The organism is Sphingomonas sp. Leaf22 (genome assembly GCF_001421715.1).
GTDB lineage: Bacteria > Pseudomonadota > Alphaproteobacteria > Sphingomonadales > Sphingomonadaceae > Sphingomonas.
The window spans coordinates 180,605-200,014 of sequence record NZ_LMKP01000044.1; the positions used below are offsets into that span (position 1 = coordinate 180,605).

General features: G+C 65.3%; 14 protein-coding genes. 5 read left to right on the forward strand and 9 right to left on the reverse strand.

Going from position 1 to position 19,410, the window contains the following annotated elements; genetic code table 11:
• Positions 1–6: 6 nt before the first annotated feature.
• Genes ASE70_RS18105 through ASE70_RS21155 form a run of 5 tightly spaced genes read right to left on the reverse strand, consistent with a single transcriptional unit; the run spans position 7 to position 3,289 of the window.
• Positions 7–507 (reverse strand): hypothetical protein, encoded by a 501-nt coding sequence (locus ASE70_RS18105; RefSeq protein ID WP_056507788.1) that lies wholly within the window; start codon positions 505–507, stop codon positions 7–9.
• Positions 504–971: a very short patch repair endonuclease gene (locus tag ASE70_RS18110; protein WP_056507790.1), complete on the reverse strand. Its 468-nt coding sequence runs from the start codon at positions 969–971 to the stop codon at positions 504–506. Before ASE70_RS18110 ends, ASE70_RS18105 begins: the two co-directional genes overlap by 4 nt.
• Entirely contained in the window at positions 961–1,542 is a 582-nt protein-coding gene (locus ASE70_RS18115; protein ID WP_056507793.1) for a hypothetical protein, read from the reverse strand. The genes ASE70_RS18110 and ASE70_RS18115 overlap by 11 nt, the downstream gene beginning before the upstream one ends.
• Complete coding sequence (locus ASE70_RS18120; protein WP_056507795.1) at positions 1,542–3,080, reverse strand: DNA cytosine methyltransferase; 1,539 nt, start codon at positions 3,078–3,080, stop codon at positions 1,542–1,544. Before ASE70_RS18120 ends, ASE70_RS18115 begins: the two co-directional genes overlap by 1 nt.
• On the reverse strand, positions 3,077–3,289 hold the full coding sequence (locus ASE70_RS21155) for a CopG family transcriptional regulator (protein WP_443024912.1): 213 nt from the start codon (positions 3,287–3,289) through the stop codon (positions 3,077–3,079). The genes ASE70_RS18120 and ASE70_RS21155 overlap by 4 nt, the downstream gene beginning before the upstream one ends.
• 251 nt (positions 3,290–3,540) lie before the next feature.
• Here ASE70_RS21155 and ASE70_RS18130 point away from each other — a divergent pair, with 251 nt between their 5' ends.
• Genes ASE70_RS18130 through ASE70_RS18145 form a run of 4 tightly spaced genes read left to right on the forward strand, consistent with a single transcriptional unit; the run spans position 3,541 to position 10,801 of the window.
• The gene (locus ASE70_RS18130) at positions 3,541–4,977 is read left to right on the forward strand and encodes an ATP-binding protein (RefSeq protein WP_268795562.1); all 1,437 of its coding nucleotides are present in this window, start codon (positions 3,541–3,543) and stop codon (positions 4,975–4,977) included.
• Positions 4,978–4,981: 4 nt separating this feature from the next.
• A complete protein-coding gene (locus tag ASE70_RS18135) occupies positions 4,982–7,726 on the forward strand; it encodes a Z1 domain-containing protein (RefSeq protein WP_056507798.1) in 2,745 nt (914 codons plus the stop codon).
• Positions 7,723–8,730 carry a PD-(D/E)XK motif protein gene (locus ASE70_RS18140; RefSeq protein WP_082451126.1) on the forward strand — a complete coding sequence of 336 codons (1,008 nt, stop codon included), beginning with the start codon at positions 7,723–7,725 and terminating at the stop codon, positions 8,728–8,730. Before ASE70_RS18135 ends, ASE70_RS18140 begins: the two co-directional genes overlap by 4 nt.
• Positions 8,723–10,801: an AIPR family protein gene (locus ASE70_RS18145; RefSeq protein ID WP_056507801.1), complete on the forward strand. Its 2,079-nt coding sequence runs from the start codon at positions 8,723–8,725 to the stop codon at positions 10,799–10,801. The genes ASE70_RS18140 and ASE70_RS18145 overlap by 8 nt, the downstream gene beginning before the upstream one ends.
• Positions 10,802–11,448: 647 nt before the next feature.
• Here the strand turns inward: ASE70_RS18145 and ASE70_RS18150 are convergent.
• Positions 11,449–14,040 (reverse strand): TonB-dependent receptor, encoded by a 2,592-nt coding sequence (locus ASE70_RS18150; RefSeq protein ID WP_162236011.1) that lies wholly within the window; start codon positions 14,038–14,040, stop codon positions 11,449–11,451.
• 129 nt (positions 14,041–14,169) lie between these two features.
• Between ASE70_RS18150 and ASE70_RS18155 the strand changes: the two genes are divergently transcribed.
• Positions 14,170–15,312, forward strand: a complete 1,143-nt coding sequence (locus ASE70_RS18155) for an ROK family transcriptional regulator (RefSeq protein WP_056402142.1) — start codon at positions 14,170–14,172, stop codon at positions 15,310–15,312.
• Positions 15,313–15,316: 4 nt separating this feature from the next.
• Here the strand turns inward: ASE70_RS18155 and ASE70_RS18160 are convergent, their stop codons facing one another.
• The 3 genes from ASE70_RS18160 to ASE70_RS19410 form a co-directional block, all read right to left on the reverse strand.
• The gene (locus tag ASE70_RS18160) at positions 15,317–16,387 is read right to left on the reverse strand and encodes a Ca2+-dependent phosphoinositide-specific phospholipase C (RefSeq protein ID WP_056507805.1); all 1,071 of its coding nucleotides are present in this window, start codon (positions 16,385–16,387) and stop codon (positions 15,317–15,319) included.
• A 188-nt stretch (positions 16,388–16,575) separates the two neighbouring features.
• Positions 16,576–17,757, reverse strand: a complete 1,182-nt coding sequence (locus ASE70_RS18165; protein WP_056507807.1) for an MBL fold metallo-hydrolase — start codon at positions 17,755–17,757, stop codon at positions 16,576–16,578.
• Entirely contained in the window at positions 17,643–19,379 is a 1,737-nt protein-coding gene (locus ASE70_RS19410) for a TonB-dependent receptor domain-containing protein (RefSeq protein ID WP_235520063.1), read from the reverse strand. Before ASE70_RS19410 ends, ASE70_RS18165 begins: the two co-directional genes overlap by 115 nt.
• Between the last annotated feature and the right edge of the window lie 31 nt (positions 19,380–19,410).

Sequence of the window (19,410 nt, forward strand, 5' to 3'; positions counted from 1 at the left end):
TTTGCCTCAGGCCGGTGCGAACCGTGTCGATCGAGCCAGCGTCTTTGCCGCCAGACCGACATACCAAGCGTTCATTCGGCTGTCCCAGCTCCGAACCTCGACAAACGTCTTCCAGTCGAACTCGTGAACGTCAATCAGCTGCCAGTCCTCGTCGATCCGTACGATGAGCAGATATTCAAATAGCTGTTTGTCGCGATCGTCACGGTCGGGATAGATGGTCCCCGTCTTGCGCCCGTCGAGCACGCCCTTGATCGAAAAGCGGTCACCTCGCCGGGACAGCGCATCGACATTCTGTGTGCCCGTCGGCGCCGGCTGGAGGTTCGGGCGCCCTGGCGTGCCGTTGTAAAACGCGATGACAAGGCTCTCGGCCGCCTGACCGACATTGGAGGCAAGACCGCGCCGTTTGAGTTCGGCGGCGACCCGAGCCCGCAGCCGCAGCAAATCGAGATCACTCAGCGCAGGAAGCTGCTGCTGCATCTCCGACACTTCGATTACCTTTGCCGTCATACCCCAGCGATCCCCTGTTCCATAAGCTGCGTGAACCTCACATCGCCCCGGATGAACGCCACCATTGCGCCGCTCACCTCGGTCGCCGTCAGCCGATTTTTACCGCGCAATGCGCATTCCCACACCCATAGGCTGCGCCAGCCTGCGGCTTCCAGCGCGGCAACCGCCGCAGCATCCCTCCGACGGTTGCCTTCGATTTTGGCAGACCAGAATTCGGTCCGCGTCGCCGGCAGGCGGAACAGCGAACAGCCATGACCGTGCCAGAAGCAGCCATGAACGAAGACCACCGCGCGCCAGCGCGGCAACACGATGTCGGGGCGGCCGGGCAGATCGCGGCGGTGGAGACGGTATCGGAAGCCCTGGTCATGCAGCAGGTGCCGCACGGTCATTTCGGGCTTCGTATCCTTCGCGCGCACCCGGCGCATGTTGAGCCGGCGCTGTTCCGGCGTCAGCCTATCGGCCATCGCTCCCGGCCGCCTGATCTGGCATCTCAGCGTCTTCCTCGGCGAGCGGCGCCCCAATGGCAAGATCGGCCGGCACCGACGGAAAGGCGGCGCTGAGCGCGGTGAAGGCGTCCGATCCGGCCGTCACTATCGCGACGCTGCTCTGGAAGCTGTCGGCGAGGCTGGCCACGATGCCGGCATGGAGGAGGCGTTCGCGCTGCCGACCGATAAAGGTCATGAGGATCGGATGGTCGCCATCATTGCCGACGACCGACCGCAGCAGCACGAAATCCTTGCTGTCGAGGAAAGCGCAGCCATTAGCGGTGATCTTGCGCCCGCCCAGCCGCCAGTTCTTGCCCACCTTGCCGACGTTCCTGAGCTCGCGGTTGCCATAGCCGCCATAGACGCAGATCAGATCGAGATCGGCCCCGCCGGCTGCGAACAGCCGGTCGCTGAGCAGCCTGCGCGCCACAGGCGTGGTGAGCGCGATTGCGCGCTGTTTGCTGGTCGCGCTCAGGCGATGCATCGAGAAAATGCCGAGATCGGATTCGGCGAGCGAGCGGACGACGATGATCTCCTCGCGCTTCGCCATCAGCGGCCGGCCCCGACGGCGCGCGGCTGATCCGGCTGCTCTTCCATGTCGGTGCCGCAGCCGGCGGTATCGCCGATCAGCTGACGGCGAAGCGTGGTCGCGACCGCTTTGGCGAGGAGTGGCGGGACGGCATTACCGATCTGGCGGAATGCCGGGTTCATCGTGCCGGCGAAGCGGAACCCGTCCGGGAAAGACTGGAGCCGTGCCGCCTCGCGCACCGAGATCGGCCGTGCTTGGCGGCTGTCATAATGGATATGGCTGTAGCCATCCTTGCCGAGATGGGCGAGCAGCGTCCGCGCCGGCGTCGAGGCTTCCATCTTGCGCCATTTGTTCGGAAATTTTCCGGCGTCATAGGGGGGCACAAATTTCGCCTTGAGCGCCTTCCAGTCCTCGCTGTCGTTCTCGGGACGCGCGCCATTGGCCGCGAGCCGCTCGAGTTCGGCCTTGAACAGGCTGAGCGCATGCCGATGCGCCTCGGGATACTGATCGCCCGGCTTGAGACCTGCGAAAATGCGATAGTCGCGTGGCAGATAGCGAATCACATGGTCGCGGACATGGCCGACGCCCTCGAAGCCTTTCCAGCTCCGCATCTTCTTTACATAGTCATGCTGCCGGTTGTGCCCGCCATAGGGAAGGTTGGCGTCGAGACGCCGTGTCCCCCGGCGCAGTTCGCCCGCCTCCAGCAGTTCGCGCGCGAGAATTTCTGGCAGATCGCTGATCGCCTGCTCGGTCGTGATCGCGGGCGGGAGCGTCTTCACGGCTTCGGGCGCCGCCTTATAGGCGCTGCCGCCGTTCGTCGGGGTCAGCAGGTCGCCGCTGGTCGCCAGCTTCAGCGCGACCGCGCGCGAGCCCTGATAGCCCGACGGAAGGTCAATCCAGTGGGTCGGCTCGGGGAGTTCGACATCATCGGCAATCTCTTTGCGGATTGCGATCAGGATCATCCGCTCGCGCATCTGCGGCACGCCGTAAAAGGCGGCGTTGAGTAGCGTGTAGCGCACGACATAGCCCTTGCCGGCGAGGATCTCGCCGATCTCGGCCGCCAGATTATGCCCGCCATGGTTGAGCATGTCGGGGACATTCTCGATCACTACCGCGAGCGGCGCGCAGGCTTCCACATAGCTCAGATACTCGATGTAGAGCCGCGAGCGCGGATCGTGCCGGAAAGCTTCGGGATGTTCCGCGATTTCGCGCAGCTTTGATCGCCCGACTCGCGCGAACGCCTGACAGGGCGGGCCGCCGACGATGACGTCGAACGCCGACGATGCCGGACCGAGACCGAGCGCTTTGGTCAGCTCCTCAGCCGAGGTGGTGGTGATGTCCCGCGCGGTGCTGTGCCGGTCCTCGCCGCCGTGAAAATTGAGACCGTGCGAGCGTGCCGCATCAGCATCGAACTCAACCGCCGCGGAAATGTCATATCCCGCCGCCAGGAACCCGAGCGAGATTCCGCCGCACCCCGAAAACAGATCGAGCACGCGCGGTTTCGCGCCGGCGCGCAGGCGCTGGATCTTTTGGCGGATCAGGCGCGGGTCGGCGCTCACGGCCGCTCTTTCCCGAGCGGCAGCTCGACCTGACCGGTGCGTGTCGACAGATACTGCAGAACCGCCTGTCGGATGACCCAGGCCGATGATACGTCATTGGCTGCCGCAACCGCCTGCACTTGGCGGTGCACCGGTTCGGGCAGCAGGACAGTGCTTCGGACAGTCTTTCCAGTGGCCAAGATATCAGGACTCCCTGTGGCCCGATACACCAGTTCGCACCAGCATGCACCAATTTACATCAACTCTCCCCGGGCGCTGTGCGGCCGGATCGGATAAATCTACCGGGTCGTGATAGAAAAGGCGCAATTGCCGAGCGGTGCGGGCTGCGTTTATTCTGCTGCAGTCCGACTCCGGTGCGCGTCGGCAGCAATCTGACTGAAATGCCAGACACCGGAGACTTCCGCTGCGACCTGTCGAAATCAATCCTTCCCCGCGCGCGCTGCTCCGGTCACTGCGGGGCCTGGGCTATTCGCCCGAAACCGCGCTCGCCGATCTCATCGACAATTCGCTCGCGGCCGGCGCCCGTAAAATCGATATCAGACTCGACTGGCGCGACGGCGACCCGCTGGTCGAGATACTTGATGACGGTACGGGCATGGGATTGGGCCGGCTGATCGAAGCGATGCGTTTCGGCGGCGAGGGGCCGGACGCCGAGCGGGGCGGTGATGATCTCGGCCGCTTCGGGCTCGGCCTCAAGACCGGCTCCCTTTCCCAGTGCCGCGAACTGACCGTCGCCTCGCGCCGCGACGGCAATGTCGCGCGGCTGGCCTGGGACGTCGACCGCGTCGGTGACGGCTGGTGCGCGGATGCGCCCGACGCGTCGCCCGCCGGAGAACTGGCGGCTGCGTTCGACGGCGGTGGCGACGGCACGTTGATCAGCTGGAACCGGATGGACCGGCTCGGCGGCCTTTGGGGTCTGGACCGCGACGCGTTTAACGACCGAATCGCCGCTATTCGCGCGCACCTCGCCATGACCTTTCACCGCTTTCTGAGTGGTGAGGCGCGGCGGCTGGCGATCACCGTCAACGGCCTCGCGGTCACCGCCTGGGATCCGTTCTGCCGTCGCCATGACGCGACTATGACGCTACCACGCGACGTCATCCGCGGACCCGACGGTTCGATCGCGGCGCGGTCCTATATCCTGCCGCACCGCGACCGCTTCGCCAGCGAACGCGATTGGGAGGAGGCAGGCGGGCCGGGCGGCTGGGTCGAACGCCAGGGCTTCTATGTCTATCGGGGCGACCGGCTCGTCTCACCCGGTGGCTGGCTGGGTCTCGGAGGTTCGCGAGCCTGGACGCGTGAGGAATCGAGCCGGCTCGCCCGCATCGCGCTCGATCTGCCGGTTGCGATGGACCAGGCTTGGCGGATCGACATCCGCAAGTCATTGGCCCGCCCGCCCGCCTGGGCGCGGGCGCGGCTGGCGGGGATCGGCACCGACGCCCGCCGACGTGCACGCGAAGTGTTCGCTTGGCGTGGCACCGGGCATGTCACGACCCGGAAGCGTACCAGGAAGGATGAGAGTGAGGTTTGGCCGTGGGAAGCGCGCGGCGGCACCGCGGTCCCGCGCTATCGCGTACGGCGCGATCATCCCGCGGTGGCAGCGGTTGCCGAGCTGCTTGGCGACGACGCGCCGCTGCTCGGAGGAGTGCTGTCGGCAATCGAGCTGACCATTCCGGTCGAGCGAATCTGGCTCGATGTCGCCGAACAGGGCGGTGCCGAACCGGTGCAGCCGGCGGCGGCCGAGATCGCCGAACTGGCCGCGCCCCTTGCCAGACTCGTTAGCAGCATGAACACTCCGGACGAATCCGGCGACCGTCTCGATTCGGTGCTGCGTTCGCTGGGCGTGACCGCACCCGCGTTGCGCGCCGCGGTCATTCGGCAGTTAGGGGAGAAGTGAGGCGATGGATCCGGTGACCCAGCTTGCCAACACGGCGCGCGTCGCGCTCGGGCCGCGTGCTGGTGACCGCACGCACAGCGTCGAGGAGATCCGCGCCGTGGTGGCAGCGTCCGCACCGCTGGTCGCGCTCACAACCGGGCGGGCGATCGGTGAGGCGGAGATCGAGGCGGCGACGCGCGATCTGGAGGCACTGTTCGTCGTGGGGCAAGGGCCGTCGATCCGGCTGCAGAACGGCCAGCAGGTGCCGCCCCCCTGGTACCTGGGTGATAAACGGCGGCCGGGCGACTGGCTGAAACGATATCTTCAAAAACTCAGCGAGGATGGCTGGGCACCGCGCGCGCTCGAGGTTCTCGAAGAGAGCACGCTCGAGGTGATGGAGCTGATCGACGATCCGCACCGGCCGGGTCCGTGGGATTGGCGCGGGCTGGTGGTCGGCAATGTTCAGTCGGGCAAAACCGCCCACTATGCCGGGCTCATCAATCGTGCTGCCGATGCCGGCTATCGTGTCATCATCGTCCTGGCGGGGATGCATAATGTGCTGCGTCGCCAAACGCAGCTGCGCCTCGATCAGGATTTTCTGGGCTTCGATACCGCCGGGGTCAGCGGCAGCGGCGGCCGGCGCCCAATCGGGGTCGGGATGCTGCCGGGCCCGGTTCTGCTGGTCGATAGCCTAACCACCTCGCAGCTCAACGGTGACTTCAATCGCAACGTCGCCAAAAACGCCAACTTTGCGCCGGGCGAGCGGCCGTTCATCTTCGTCGTCAAGAAGAACGGCAGCGTGCTCAAGAACCTCAACCGCTGGATCACCCGACTCCCGCCGCTCTCGCGCGACGCGCCGCTGCTGGTGATCGACGACGAAGCCGATCAAGCGTCGCCCGATACCGGCGATCAGGGTTTTCTCGCCGACGGCAGCTTTGACGAGGATTATGATCCCAAGCGGATTAACGGCGAAATCCGGAAACTTCTCGGCGCGTTCAGCCGCAGCATCTATGTCGGTTACACAGCCACCCCGTTCGCCAACATCATGATCCATGATGAGCGGTCTGCCGAGGACTATGGCGCTGACCTGTTTCCCTCGACCTTCATCCTCTCGCTGTCGGCACCCGACGATTATTTCGGACCGCTGGCGGTCTTTGGTCGCGACGACGATGCGGATTCGGTGGGCCTGCCGGTGCTCCGCCATCTCGATCAGACGGCGGAAGCCTGGATCCCCGATCCGCACGACAAGACGCTGCGGCCGACTTGGCGCGGCGAGGCGCGGGTGCCGCCGAGCCTGTCGGCGGCGATCCGCAGTTTCGTCGTTGCCTGTGCCGCGCGCACCGCGCGGGGGCAGATCAGCGCGCATCGTACGATGTTGGTCCATGTCTCGCGCTTTCAGGATGTCCATGACGTCGTTCACGCGCAGGTCGAGGCCGAGCTCCGGGTGATCCGCAACGCGGTCGCCGCCGGCGATGCCGCCGAACTGGCAGGACTGGAGCGGCTGTGGACCGAAGATTTCGAGCCGACCAGCGCGGCAATGGCGCCAACCGTGTTCGGCCGCGCGATCCGTCCGGTGAGCTGGACCGAGGTGGCGGTTCATCTCTCCGCAGAAGTCGACCGCATCCAGGTCGCAGTAGCCAATGGCCGCAGCCGGACCAGTATCGACTATGACGCGGCCGAGGCGGCGAGGCAGAATCTGTCAGTGATCGTCATCGGCGGTGACAAGCTTTCGCGGGGGCTGACGCTCGAAGGGCTATCGACCAGCTATTTCCTGCGCATCTCGCGCCAGTACGACAGTCTGCTGCAGATGGGCCGTTGGTTCGGCTATCGGCGCGGCTATGCTGATCTCTGCCGGCTCTACACGACCCCAGATATGGAGGCTTGGTTCCGGCATCTGGCGACGGTCAACGAGGATTTGCGCGCGCAGCTCGCGCATATGAAGATCACGCTCGCGCGGCCCAAGGATTACGGCTTCAGCATCGCCACGCACAGTGTCATGACCATCACCGCCGCCAACAAGCGGCGCTACGCGGTCGAGCGGCCGGTGAGCTATGGAGGTGAGGGCAAAATCCAGACCGTGCAGTTCCGTGACACTGACAACGTCATCGTGAACGCCGCGGCGATCGACGGGCTGCTTAAGGAACTCGGTACACCCGAGACCGATCCGGCACGACCGGGTGGGCGCGGCGCAGCGTCCGGCCTCATCTGGCACGGCGTTTCCGGCAGCCGTATCGCCGCGCTGCTCGATTCCGTGGCGTTTCCGCCCGAAAGCATCGATGTCGATGGTCGCCGCATGGCTAGTTATGTGACCGCGCAGCTCGCCCGCGGCGAGCTGACCGATTGGACGGTGTTCGTGCCTGCAGGGACGGGGGCACCGGTCCTGGCCGGTGGGCACAGCCTGCGCTCGGTCCGGCGTTCGCCTATTTCGACCAGCGACACGCGATTCATCACCAAGTCGATCCTTAGCCCACTCGATGAGGCGATCGATCTCACCGACGATCAGTATCGCCGCGCGCTTGAGATGACCAACCGCATCCTAGGCGAAAAGGGAGAGCTGCCGGCCGACCGTCCCTCTGGACAGCAGATCCGCACGGCGCGCGGTGACGACCCGCGTTACGGTCTGCTGCTCCTCTATCCAATTGATCCCGCCAATGCCGGTCTGGCGCCGGGCACGCCCGTATATGGTGTGGTGGTGAGCTTCCCGCGCTCGCCGACCGCGGCGGCCGAATGGCGACTGGAGAACTCAGTGCAGCAGCGCGGCGCCTTATGAACGCTGGTCCTGCCCTGACGTCCGCTTCTTCAGACCTGCTTGGCGCCTGGACGGCACTCGAGGCGGTGATGCCTGGTGACCGCCTGTTCAGGAGCCGCCGGCTCGACCGGCCGCGAAGGCTCGATCTGCGCGTCGGACTGCGTGAAACCGATGGCGCGCCCTGTCTGATCGCACGGCCCGAAGGCGATGACGGCGGACTTGCCCTGTTCGAGACCGCCGGCCTCAGACTGTCGCGGGCTGCCGACCCGGGTGGCAATCTGCTGGTCCTGTCGCTCGAGGAGTCGTCGCGCCGCGATCTGTTCGCCGAGGTGTGCAGCGACGTCTTGCGCGTGCTGGTGCGCAGCGAGGACGAAGGTGACACCGATCTTCTGCCCGAATTGAGCGCCCGGCTGGCCGCTTGGCGTGCATTTCTGCGCGATCAGTCAGGCGGGCTGTCGCGTCAGGAATTGGTCGGGCTGATTGGCGAGCTGCTGGTGCTCGAGGCACTGCTGGCCCGATCGGCTGATGCGCTGGCCGTCTGGAAATCGCCCGATGACGGTCTGCACGATTTTGAAGCCAGCGGTCATGCTCTGGAGGTCAAGACCTCGCTTGGCGCCGCGCGGCGGCTGCATATCTCGGCGCTCGACCAGCTAGACGCTGCCGGGCTCGCTTCACTCCATGTTGCGCATGTGCGTCTCGTCGAACAGCGTGATGGGGTCACGCTCGGGGCGCTGGCGGCACGCATGGCCGGTCAGCTGGCATCTGATCGCGACCGACGCCTGTTCGCCAATGCGCTGCTGCGACGGGGGCTGGCACCGGGGCCGACTGAGGATCCCGGACCTTCCGTCCGTCATGACGGCACCGAATTCTACGCGGTGCGCGACGGCTTTCCGTGCCTCAACCGGGCAGCCGTGCCCGCGGGCATCGCCGATGCGACCTATCAAATCGAGGTGCAGGCGCTAGCCGGGTTTCGCGGGGACGGCGGAGATGTCATGACGGTCCTCGGGGACAGGACTGATGGCTGAGGATGCAACCGCGGAATTCGCGCGCGCGCTGGCGGATGCGGTGGATGCGGCGCGCGACGATCCGGCGGTTGATCGCCCGTCGACGGAGGCGCTGTTCACCCGTATCGTGATCGATGAGCTTGAGGAAATCGGACATTTCGAGGCGGCCTTCGATTTGCCGCAGGAAGGCCGGGTTGGCCGTTCGCCGTTCCAAATCAGCGGCTATGCGATCGACGAGGACGCCGGGCATCTGACGCTGTTCGCCACGCATTATTCGGGTGATCTGCCGCCGCGCCGCGTCCCCGCCGCCGAACTGCTGAAGACCGCCCAACGCGCTGGCACCTATGTCGCAGCGTGTATCGGCGGGCTCGCGGACCGAATCGAGCCGTCGTACACTGAGGCCGGCGATCTTGCCCGGACCGTTGAGGCGCTGGGTGAGCGGATCGACCGCTTCCGCATCGTGGTGCTGACGGATGGCATTTCAGGCGGTGCGCTGCCGGCATCGATCGAAAGCCATGGCAAGGCGGTTGAGCTCGAACTCTACGACGTGGTCCGGCTGCACCGCGTGCTTGGCGAAGGTCAGACCCGCGCCGATATCGACGTCGACTTAGTCGCGCTGGCCGGGCATCGCATCGCCTGTCTGCCGGTCGCGTCGGGCGCCGGCCATTATGAAGCGTTTCTGGCGGCGTTCCCAGGCGAAACCTTATCGCGCATCTATGACCGTTACGGCACGCATCTGCTCGAACTCAATGTCCGTGCCTTTCTGGGTCTGTCGGGGCGCAAGTCGGTCAATGCCGAACTGCGCCGCACGCTGGTCGAACAGCCTGAGATGTTCCTTGCATTCAATAATGGTGTGGTCGCGACTGCCGACGAGGTTCGGCTCGAACGTGAAGGCGGGGCTGTGTTCCTGATCGGGCTGCGCGGCCTACAGATCGTCAATGGCGGTCAGACCACCGCTTCGCTGCACCGCGCACGGCGCAAGGAAAGCGTAGGGCTCGGATCAGTCGAGGTGCCGGTCAAGATAATCCGTGTGACTGAGGGTGATCTTGAGGAAATGGTATCCTCAATCTCGCGCGCGGCCAATCGGCAGAACACCGTCCAGCAAGCCGATTTCTCGGCCAATGATCCGTTTCACCGCGAAGTCGAGATGCTCGCTAACAATGCTTGGCTCGAATCCGGACGCGGCCGCTGGTTCTATGAACGCGCGCGGGGCTCCTGGCTGGCCGCTGAACAGAAAGCCTCCTACCGCACCACCGAACAGCGCGCGTTCCGGGAGCAGACGCCCAAGGCTCGCCGGTTCGGCAAGCTCGATCTGGCGCGCTATCTCTCGGCCTGGGACGGTTATCCCTGGCGGGTTGCGTTCGGCGGTCAGAAGAATTTCCAAGCGTTCGTGCAGCGGCGCAAGGAGACGACCGCGCCGGCGCCCGACGCGGCATGGTTCCGGCGGCTGATCGCGCTGACCATTCTTTACCGCACGACCGAGAAGCTAGTCCGCGCCATGAAGTTCCCGGCCTATGGCGCCAACATCGCTGCTTATCTGGTCGCGGCGATCGGCGAGCGCACTGGCGGTCGGATCGATTTTGATCTGGTCTGGCGGCAGCAGAAACTGTCGCCCGAACTGGAACGCCTGATCACCGACTGGGCGCCGCAGATCGAGACGGCGCTGCGCGCCAGTGTCGGCAGCCGCAATCCCACTGAATGGTTCAAGAAGGAGGACTGTTGGGCCGACGTACGCACGCGCCTGCCCGCCCTTGCCGATCCGCTGCCGCTTGAGCTTGCCGGTGCGCTGGCGCCGAACGGCAAGGCGGTTATTACCGACAGCGCGGCTGGGAGCCTCAACGTCGCCGATTATGCGCGGATCGAGGAATGTATGCGGATCCCCTCATCTGTCTGGGTAGCGACCGCCGAAGCCGGCCAGCGCAGCGGCGTACTGCATTTCAAACTCGCCGGCATCTGCATGACCCTCGCCAACTATGCCGCCGGCGGCTGGTCGCGCCGTCCCTCAATCAAGCAGGCGAAGCACGGGCTCGAAAGTGTCGCCAAGGTGCGCGCCGCCGGGCTGTTTGACGAGGATCAGCGCGAGACCGGGTGACTTTCGCCAAGTGCATACGGGCTAACGCCCGTCGACCGGCCGACCGCTCGCAAACTGCCGACGCAGAGATCGTCGGATAAATCTGGCCGCTATGTGATGCGGAGATTGGCAAGCGTAGGCGCTTTCCGATCGTGAGCTGAGTGCGGGCCCCTCCCGATAGCCGCGGTTGGGTCGGCGGATTGGAATTGTGCGTGCACAAAGGCGTCGTTCGACGTCGCGGTAGGGCGACGTCGTGAATTGTCTGTGATCTTGACCCAGTGAAACCTGTACATAGGTTAGCCAAACGCACTTCGCCGTGGAGGCAGTTTCTACGAAAACGCAGGTAGGGTAGCCAACATAGCAATTTGAGATTGAATGATATTCTCAGTCCTCACGGGGCATCCAGCGATTTCTGATCTTTCCGGCACGACCGACGCTGCCTTTACAGGCCGCTGGACCAGTCGACTGTGCCGCGCCGCGATCGTCAGCACGATATGACGAGGCGGGTGATGCCCACCATTTGATCTTTCCGGGAACGCCCCGTCCGTCTCGCTGTCCGTTCCCGATCGGGAACGCCGGCTGGGCTCCCATTCCGCAAACTGCACCATTTCGTCAGACTGACGGGGTGGAAGCGGCGGTGCTTGCCAGCCTCCACCCCGATAGCGGCGTCACATCTTGAATGCCGCTCCCATCCAGAACGATCGCCCCTGGGTCGTGGCGGTGGTCGTCGCGCCCGCCGACAGACCGGTCTGCTCGATCCAGTAGCTTTTGGTGAGGTTGCGCGCCTCGGCGAACAGCGTCAGGGTCGGCAACACCGTGACGGTGGCCTGTGCGTCGAGCCGCTGATAGCGATCGATCCAGACATCCTGTGCCGGCGTCGCGCCGAACGCGCCGGTGAAGGTGCGCCCCCGCAGACGCCAGGCGAGGTTCAGTCCGACCGGCCCCGGATGATAGGTGAGCATCAGGTTGGCGAGCCATTTGGGCTGGTTGCGCAGGCCATCGACCGTGCGCTTGCTGCCATCGGTAAAGACGACGTTCCATTCCCCGTCGAGCAGCGTGTAGTTGCCATTGAAGCCGAAATGCGCGAGCGGTCCGGGCAGCATGTCGAACCGGTCCTTGACGATGCTCGCCTCCAGACCGTGCAGCTGGGCGCTGCCGGTGTTCAGCGGGATGGTGTCGATCTGACTCAACACGCCGTTCGCGTCGAAGGTGTTGCGTACCTGCCGGAACGTCTCTTTCGCAAGATCTTTGCGGAACAGGCCGAGCGAGACGAAGCCGCCGGCAAAATACCATTCGATGCTGCCGTCATAGTTTTTCGCCTCCCGGGGATCGATCTGCGGGTTGGCACCGCTGACGATCCTGACGCCCGCTGCATTGAAGCTCGTCGTCACGCCGTTGGCGAAGTCCGCGAAATCGGGGCGTGCGATCGTCTCGGTATAGGCGAGGCGGACCTTGAAGGTCGCGGTCGGGCTGATCGCCACCTGGATGTTGGGCAGGATCTGGTCGTAGCGACGACGGCGGACCTGCGGCAGCGTCACCCCAGAGGTCACGACGCCGGTGCCGTTGTCGACATCGGTCCGCTCGACGCGCACGCCGGCCAGAACGCGCAGGCCCGGCATCGTCCAGACGCCGGACAGATGACCGGCCAGCACGTCTTCTTCGAGCGTATAGTCGGTGGTCGGCGCGTCATCGCGCGAAAAGGCACCGTTCGCGGTGATGAAGGCGATATAGGCGTCACGGTTCACAAACACGGGGTCGGTGCCGTTGGGGACCTGCGGTCCCGCTGCGGGGTCGAGCACGTCGGACAGGCGATAGACCCGCCCGCCGGCGAGCGTGTAGTTGAGTGTCGTCTGGTCGAAGCGCCGGTCGAGCCGCCGCCAGCCCAGTCCGCCGATCAGGCCGAGGCCGCGTGCGCTCGCCTGCCCGTTCCAGTTCAGTTCGGCGCTGGCGTTGTAGACGTTGTCGCGGTGTGGAAGCTGCTGGTCGAAGGCCGCGCGACCGGTACGCTGGACCCAGTTGGCGGGATTCGATGCCATCGCCAGCGATGTCGACGACAGCGCGACGCCCGGCATGTCCGGGTCGAGCGTATAGCTGCCGCCGAGGCCGGACAGCTGGAACCGCTCGGACCGGAACAGGTCCTCGTCATGGTTGTAGCGGGTATAGGCACCCCGCAGCGCAAGGGACGCGGCGGGCGCGATCCGGTAATCGAGACCGCTGCCGATCAGGATCGTTTCGCGGTCGAGCCGGTAACGCTCGAAATAGGTTTCGCCCACGCCATTGGTGAAGGCACCGGCATCCCGCGTCGCGCCGGTGACGCGCGTCGCGGTGAGGAACGTCCCGCTGCGATTGAAAGACTGCGCCAACCGATCGTTGAAATAGCTGGCCGACAGGAAGCCGTAATAGCGGTCCTCGGCGCGCGTCTCGATCTTGCCGTACAGCGCGGTGCGTTCTTGCCTGCTCGGGAACCGGCCGTGGAAGATGTCGCCGTTCGGCACGTCGATCCCGCGAATCTGGCTATAGGCGGTCACCTCGTTATAGCGGTCGAAGAAGCGATGCTGTTGATATTCACCGCCCAGCACGACGCCCCAGTTGCGCCCCGGGCCGAAGGTGAATTTCGTCACCCCGTCGGTGCGGAACGATGGACCGCCCGACGCCGGATAGCCGTCCTGTTCATACAGGCCATAGGCCGCCCGGACCTTCGAATAGGTCTGCGTCCCGCCGTCGAACGCACGCAGCGTGCGCAACTCGATATGCGCGCCGATCGAATTGGCGTCCTGATCGGGCAGCACGGTCTTGAACACGTTGACCTGGTTGACCACCGCCGCGGGGAAGACGTCGAGTTGTGTACCGCGGTTGTTGCGCGACGAGTTCCAGACGAGGTTGCCGTCGACCTCCATCGAATTGTAGCGCGCGTCGAAGCCACGGACCGTTACGGTGCGCGCGTTGGACGACGAGAAGCCCCGATCGGCACTGACGCCCGGCAGCCGCTCCAGTACCTCGGCGAGCGAGCGGTCGGGCAGTCGCTCGATCTGCGCTTGCGTCAGCGCATCGACGACCTGATCGGCATCCTGCTTGATCGCGCCCAACGGCTTGTTGATCGTGCGAAACCCGGTGACGACGATCTCCTCGCCTTCGGGTGGTGTCGGGGTCTGTTCGGCGGTTGGTGGCATCTCCTGCGCCCCGGCACCGGCAGGTATCGCGAGCGCGACGCCGAGTGCCCCCAATGCTGCGCCGGTCCACATATGCTCGATCCTGATCATTGCCCGCCCTTTTCCCCTCATGACGGCACTGCCGCCGTTGCGAGCCGGCCAATAGGGCATGATTGCGACACATAAATTGCATAGCACAAATTATGTGTCTGATCGTTCCTTCGTGCTAGGTCTCCCGCCATGAAACTGCTCAAGCTATCGGCCAGCGAACGACGGGTGTTCGACATGATCTGGCGACGCGGTCCGATCGCGCGCGGCGATCTTGCCGCCATGTCGGGGTTGACTGCGGGATCGATCACCAGGGCGATCCAGACGCTGGCGGAGTTTCGCCTGGTCGGCGAGCGGGTCGACCGTGCCGGATCGCGCGGCCAACCGACGCGTCCGGTCAGCGTCGCGGTGGACAGCGCCTACGGCGTCGGCGTCTATTTCTCGCACCACAATGTCGAGATCGGTCTGGTCGACATGGCCGGGCAGCAGGTCGACGTCCGGAGACAGGCCCGCGACATCAGCCTCGAATCGATCCATGACCTGGTCGTCGGGTTCGTCGACGACGTTCGGACGCGCGGGATGGTCGACGAGGCGCGGCTGGCCGGGATTGGTGTCGCCCTGCCGGCCGATTTCATTCGGGGTGCCGACCAGCTCAACGCCCATTCCTATTTCCCGAACTGGCGCCAGGCCGGCGCATTGGCGGCACTGCGCGATGGCCTGTCGCTACCCTTGTTCGTCGAGAACGATGCGGCGAGTGCAGCCCTGGGCGAACGGCTGCTCGGTGCGGGGCAGAACATCGACGACTTCCTGTTCGTCCATATCGGGCACGGCGTCGGCGGCGCGATGGTGCTGGGTGGCCGGCTCTATCGCGGCGTCCATGGCAATGCCGGGATGATCGGGATCCACTTTCCCAACGACCGCCCGCGGCCTTCGGGACAAGACTTGTTCGCGCATTTGCACCGCGACGGAATCGAGGTCGATGACTTTCCCGATCTGGAGGGATTGAGCGTCGGTGGATGCGCGCCGCTGCGCAGCTGGATCCGCCGCGCGGGACGACAGTTGCGCGAACAGCTGAGCCTCGTCGCCCGGGTGATCGATCCGCGCGCCGTGATCGTGGGCGGACGACTGCCGCTGCCGCTGCTCAACGCGCTGGTGGCGGAGATCGACACGCCTGATTTCTGCGAAGAGGGTGTCGGTCTGCCGCGACCCAGCGTCATCGCGTCACCACTGGGCAATCGTGCCGGCATGGTCGGCGCGGCCTCGCTGCCGATCTACCGATTGCTGGTCGATGCGGCGGACTGCGAACCGGCCTTTCTGCCCGGTATCCGCGTCTGACCGGTCAGCAACGGCCAGCGGCGGTCACCGGATTGCACCGCACGAAGCGGCCGTCGGCGAAGCGTACCGCATAATTCGACAGGCGGCGGTCGGGCACCGGGTAATCGGTCGAGACGATCTGCGCGCCGCTGGCAAACGCGCGGTCGCGCGGCACGGGGTCGTCGGCACGGGCCTGCCCGGTGTCGGCATCGGCGCGCGTATAGGCCAGCATGCCTTGCCGGATAGCGGTGCCGATCCGGGGATCATCCGGGCGGGGAAGGATCGCCCAGCGCGGCCGTACGGATGGCAGCGGCTGACCCTTGCCTGGCCGGGCACCGGTAAAGAGCAGCGGCTGCCGGTTCTGTCCATCGCGATAGGATCGTGCCGTCTCCTCCGCATCGAGCAGGAAGATCAGTATCTTGCCGCGTGCCGCATCGATCGTCGGCCAGCCGGTGCCGGCATCGGCCGGCGTCAGGATCCGGTTCCGCCCCAGTGCGCCGACCAGTTCCTTTTCCAGACGATGCCAGCCGTCCGCGCACAGGTCGGGACATCGGTCCGCAGCCGCCCGCTTCACTTCGAGCATCAGCAGGATCGGAACATGCGCGGGATGCGCATCCGACCAGCGGGCGATCTCGCCGAGGCAATCGGCGAAGAGCGGGCAGGTGCTGCGCGGATCATAGTCCGCCTTATGGATCGTCTTGAAGCCCGGCTTGCGCAGGACGCCGGCCGGGTCCCACGGGATGGTCTGCGGCAAACCCGCTGCATGCAGATGGTCGATGAAGCCCGGTCGAACGAAACGTGTGCCCGTCGGATCGTCGTTCACGTCGAGTTCGAAGGCGCGGATGCCCAACTCCAGCTGTGTCGTCAGCGGCAGGTTCGAATAGCCGATCGCGCGGGCGAGTTGCGGACCCGACCAGCTGCCATCGTGGAAGCCGGCGGTTTCCAGCCAGACCGTCACCTCCGGGTCGGGCGCGAGATGATAGCTGTTGTGCGTTTCGATATACTGGACCTGATCGATCCGCAGCTGGCCGAGGTCGGTCATTTCCGGAACGGGCAGCGGCGCTGCCAGGGCAGCAACGAGGAACAGGGAACGCATCGGGCACCACAGCAACAGGGACAATAAAGTCAATATCGCAAATTATTGCGGCGGCTTGATGACGGTTCCGGCGATCCGTTCGTTCGAAGGACGCGTCGCCGATCATCGGTAGAGCATGACCGCCATGCGGGTGACGAAGGCAATGCTGCGGCGATCGCGTGACGGCGGCCATCGGCGCCTTATTCCCGCTACCGGCTGAGATAGGGACCGAAACACCCGAGCACCGTCGGTGCCTGCGCGCGGGCGTCGAGCAACAGCACCCGATAGCTGTCGCCGTCAGGGGCGACGCGGATCAGGACATGCCCGCCTTCGCCCGTGACGGTCCGGTCCAGCACCGGCCCCAGCGCGACCCGCGTCGCATCGAACACATGCGTCGCGAACAGATCGCGCGGTCCCGGCCAGAGTGCCGGTGAAGCGATGCGGTGGACGACCTCGCCGCCGGGCTGGTCGGTCGTGTAGACCTGCTCGACCATCACCCGCGGCTGTAGCTTGGCCAGCAAGCCGCTGTTGGTGCCGTCGCGATTGCCGTGATGGTCGAGCGCCATCGCATCGACTGGCCCGACCAGTGGGGCGATGGCGGATTCGGTATCGATCGTGTCGGGCGCATAGGGCTCGTCCAGCCCGGTATTGTCGCCGCCGGTATAGTAATCGAACCGGCCATAGGACAGGCGCAGCGCGATGCTCAGCGGGTTTTCCTGCGGATTGCCGTCCTTGCCGATCGCGCGCGCCGGATCGAACGCGGTGGTAACGCCGCCATACCCGTCCATGATGCATACGCCGGCCTTGATCCCCAACAGCTTGAAGGTGGGATAGGCCGCGGGTGCGCCGAGCGTGATCTGATCGGTGCGCCCGATCGCGAGCGGGGAAAGCCGGGTGCCACGATGGTCGTGCAGATAGCGTGCGAACGCGGCATAGTTGCGGATGCCGGCGTCGTCGCGGGGCGCGGGGTCGCCGGGCTGGAACCGGTCGACCAGCGTACCGATCGGCAGCACGTCGCCGACGTCGGTGATTCCCGACAGACGATAGGCGCGGGTCGCGGACCAGGGGCTGGCCGCCACGACCGCACCGACATGATCGGCGTGAAAATGCGTGAGGATCGCATAATCGATGCGCCGATGATCGCGCGGTGCGGTCTGCCGAATATAGCGCGCGATCCATTGGCCGGGGCGAAGGCCGGCATCGGGCACGGCCGGTGCCAGCTTCAGCGGGGCGTTCGCGACCTCGATGCCTTTGGGATCGAGGTCGCCGGCATCGATCAGGATCGTCGTGCCGTCGGGCGCGACGATGAAGGTCGCATTGCCACGCCCGGTGTGGATGTGATGGATATCGAGCGTGCCGGGCGTCCAGGGCGTGAGCCGGTGCCGCGGCACGGCACCCGTCCGACCGGCAAACACCGATCCGACGAGCGCCGCCACGAACAGGTTGCGTGAGAGTGTCGGCATGGGTTCAGAACCGGAACTGGGCACCGACGGTATAGGACCTTCCCGACTGGATCGCGGTGATTGCGGTTCACCCCCGTCACCTCGCGCCACCAGCTGTTCGTCAGGTTGCGGGCCGCCACGAAGACCTCGATGCGCGTGACCGGTCGCACGGCGATGCGCGCGTCGAGGCTGTCATAGGACTGGATATAGGTGTCGCCGGCCGCGGTAGCACCGACCCCGCCGTTGAACGCCTGACCACGCCGCGCATAGGATAGCGAGCCGGTGAACGGACCCTTGTCGTACACCGCCATCGCATTGGCGATATAGGTCGGCTGCTGGTTCAGCGCGCCGATCGTGCGCCCCGATCCGTTGGCGTTGAGCACGCCGAGCCTGCCCCACAGCCGGGTGTAGTTGGCGCGCAGCGTGACGCCGTCCAGCACCGGCGTCAGCCCGGTGAAATCGCGCCATTCCGCGTTGAGTTCGAGGCCCGTCACCTTCGAGCTGGCGGCATTATACGGTGTCGACAGCTGTGACGCGACGCCGGTCGTCGGATCGTTGGTCGTGGTCGTCAGGAAGTAGATTTCGCCGCTGATGTCCTTGCGGAACAGGCCGGCTGACAAGAAGCCGTGCGACAGGTAGGATTCGACCGCCAAGTCGTAATTCTTCGCATGGCGCGCCTTCAGGTCCGGGTTGCTGCCACGGATCAGGACATTCAGGCTGCTGAAATTGTTGATCGTCAGCCCCTGCGCGAAGGTCGTGAAGGTCGGTCGTGCGATCGTCTCGGTATAGGCCGCCTTCAGGCGCAGCACCGGCAGCACGTCGACCGATGCCTGCACGTTGGGCAGGAGATAGTCATAGCTGCGGTGGAAGCTGACCGGCGTCGCGACGCCGGCCCTGAGCGTGGCCGTCGCATTGTCGAACGCCGTCTTCTCGTAGCGCACCCCGGCGAGCGCATGGACGATGTCGCTGTTGTAATGGACCGCACCATAGCCCGCGATGACGTCCTCGGTCAGGTCGAAGCTGCCCGTCGGCGACGTGGTGCGATTGTTCGTGCCGTTGGCCCTGACGAAGTTCCAATAGGCGTCGTGATCGACATAGACGATGCCCTGCCCGTCGAAGGTCGATCGCTTGCCGCCATCGACCAGTACCTTGTCGAGCGTATAGGCGGACCCGGACGGCAGGGTGTAGTTGTCGGCCGACTGGTTGAACACGCGGTGCAGGCGGCGCCAGTTGACGCCCGTGGACAGACCCAGCCCCTCGCTGAACGGAAAGCTGTTGAAGCTATAGTCCGCCCGTGCGGTATAGACCTTGTCGGTCATCGGCAGATGCGTGACGACCGCGGCAGACGCCGGGTTTGCCGACCAGTTCGCCGAATTGGACAGCCCGTTCGCGGGATTGAGCGCGAGATCGACCTGGTTCTCACCGATCGCGTAGGTGCCGGCGAGTCCCCCGAAGGTATAGATCGCGCCGTTCTCCAGCGTCTCGTCATGGTTCGACTTCTCGACCGATCCCACCAACTTGAGCTTCGAATTGTCGCCGACCTTGACCTCGCCACCGGCGGTCGCCGTCATGAGTTCACGCGAGATCGAATATACGCGGCTA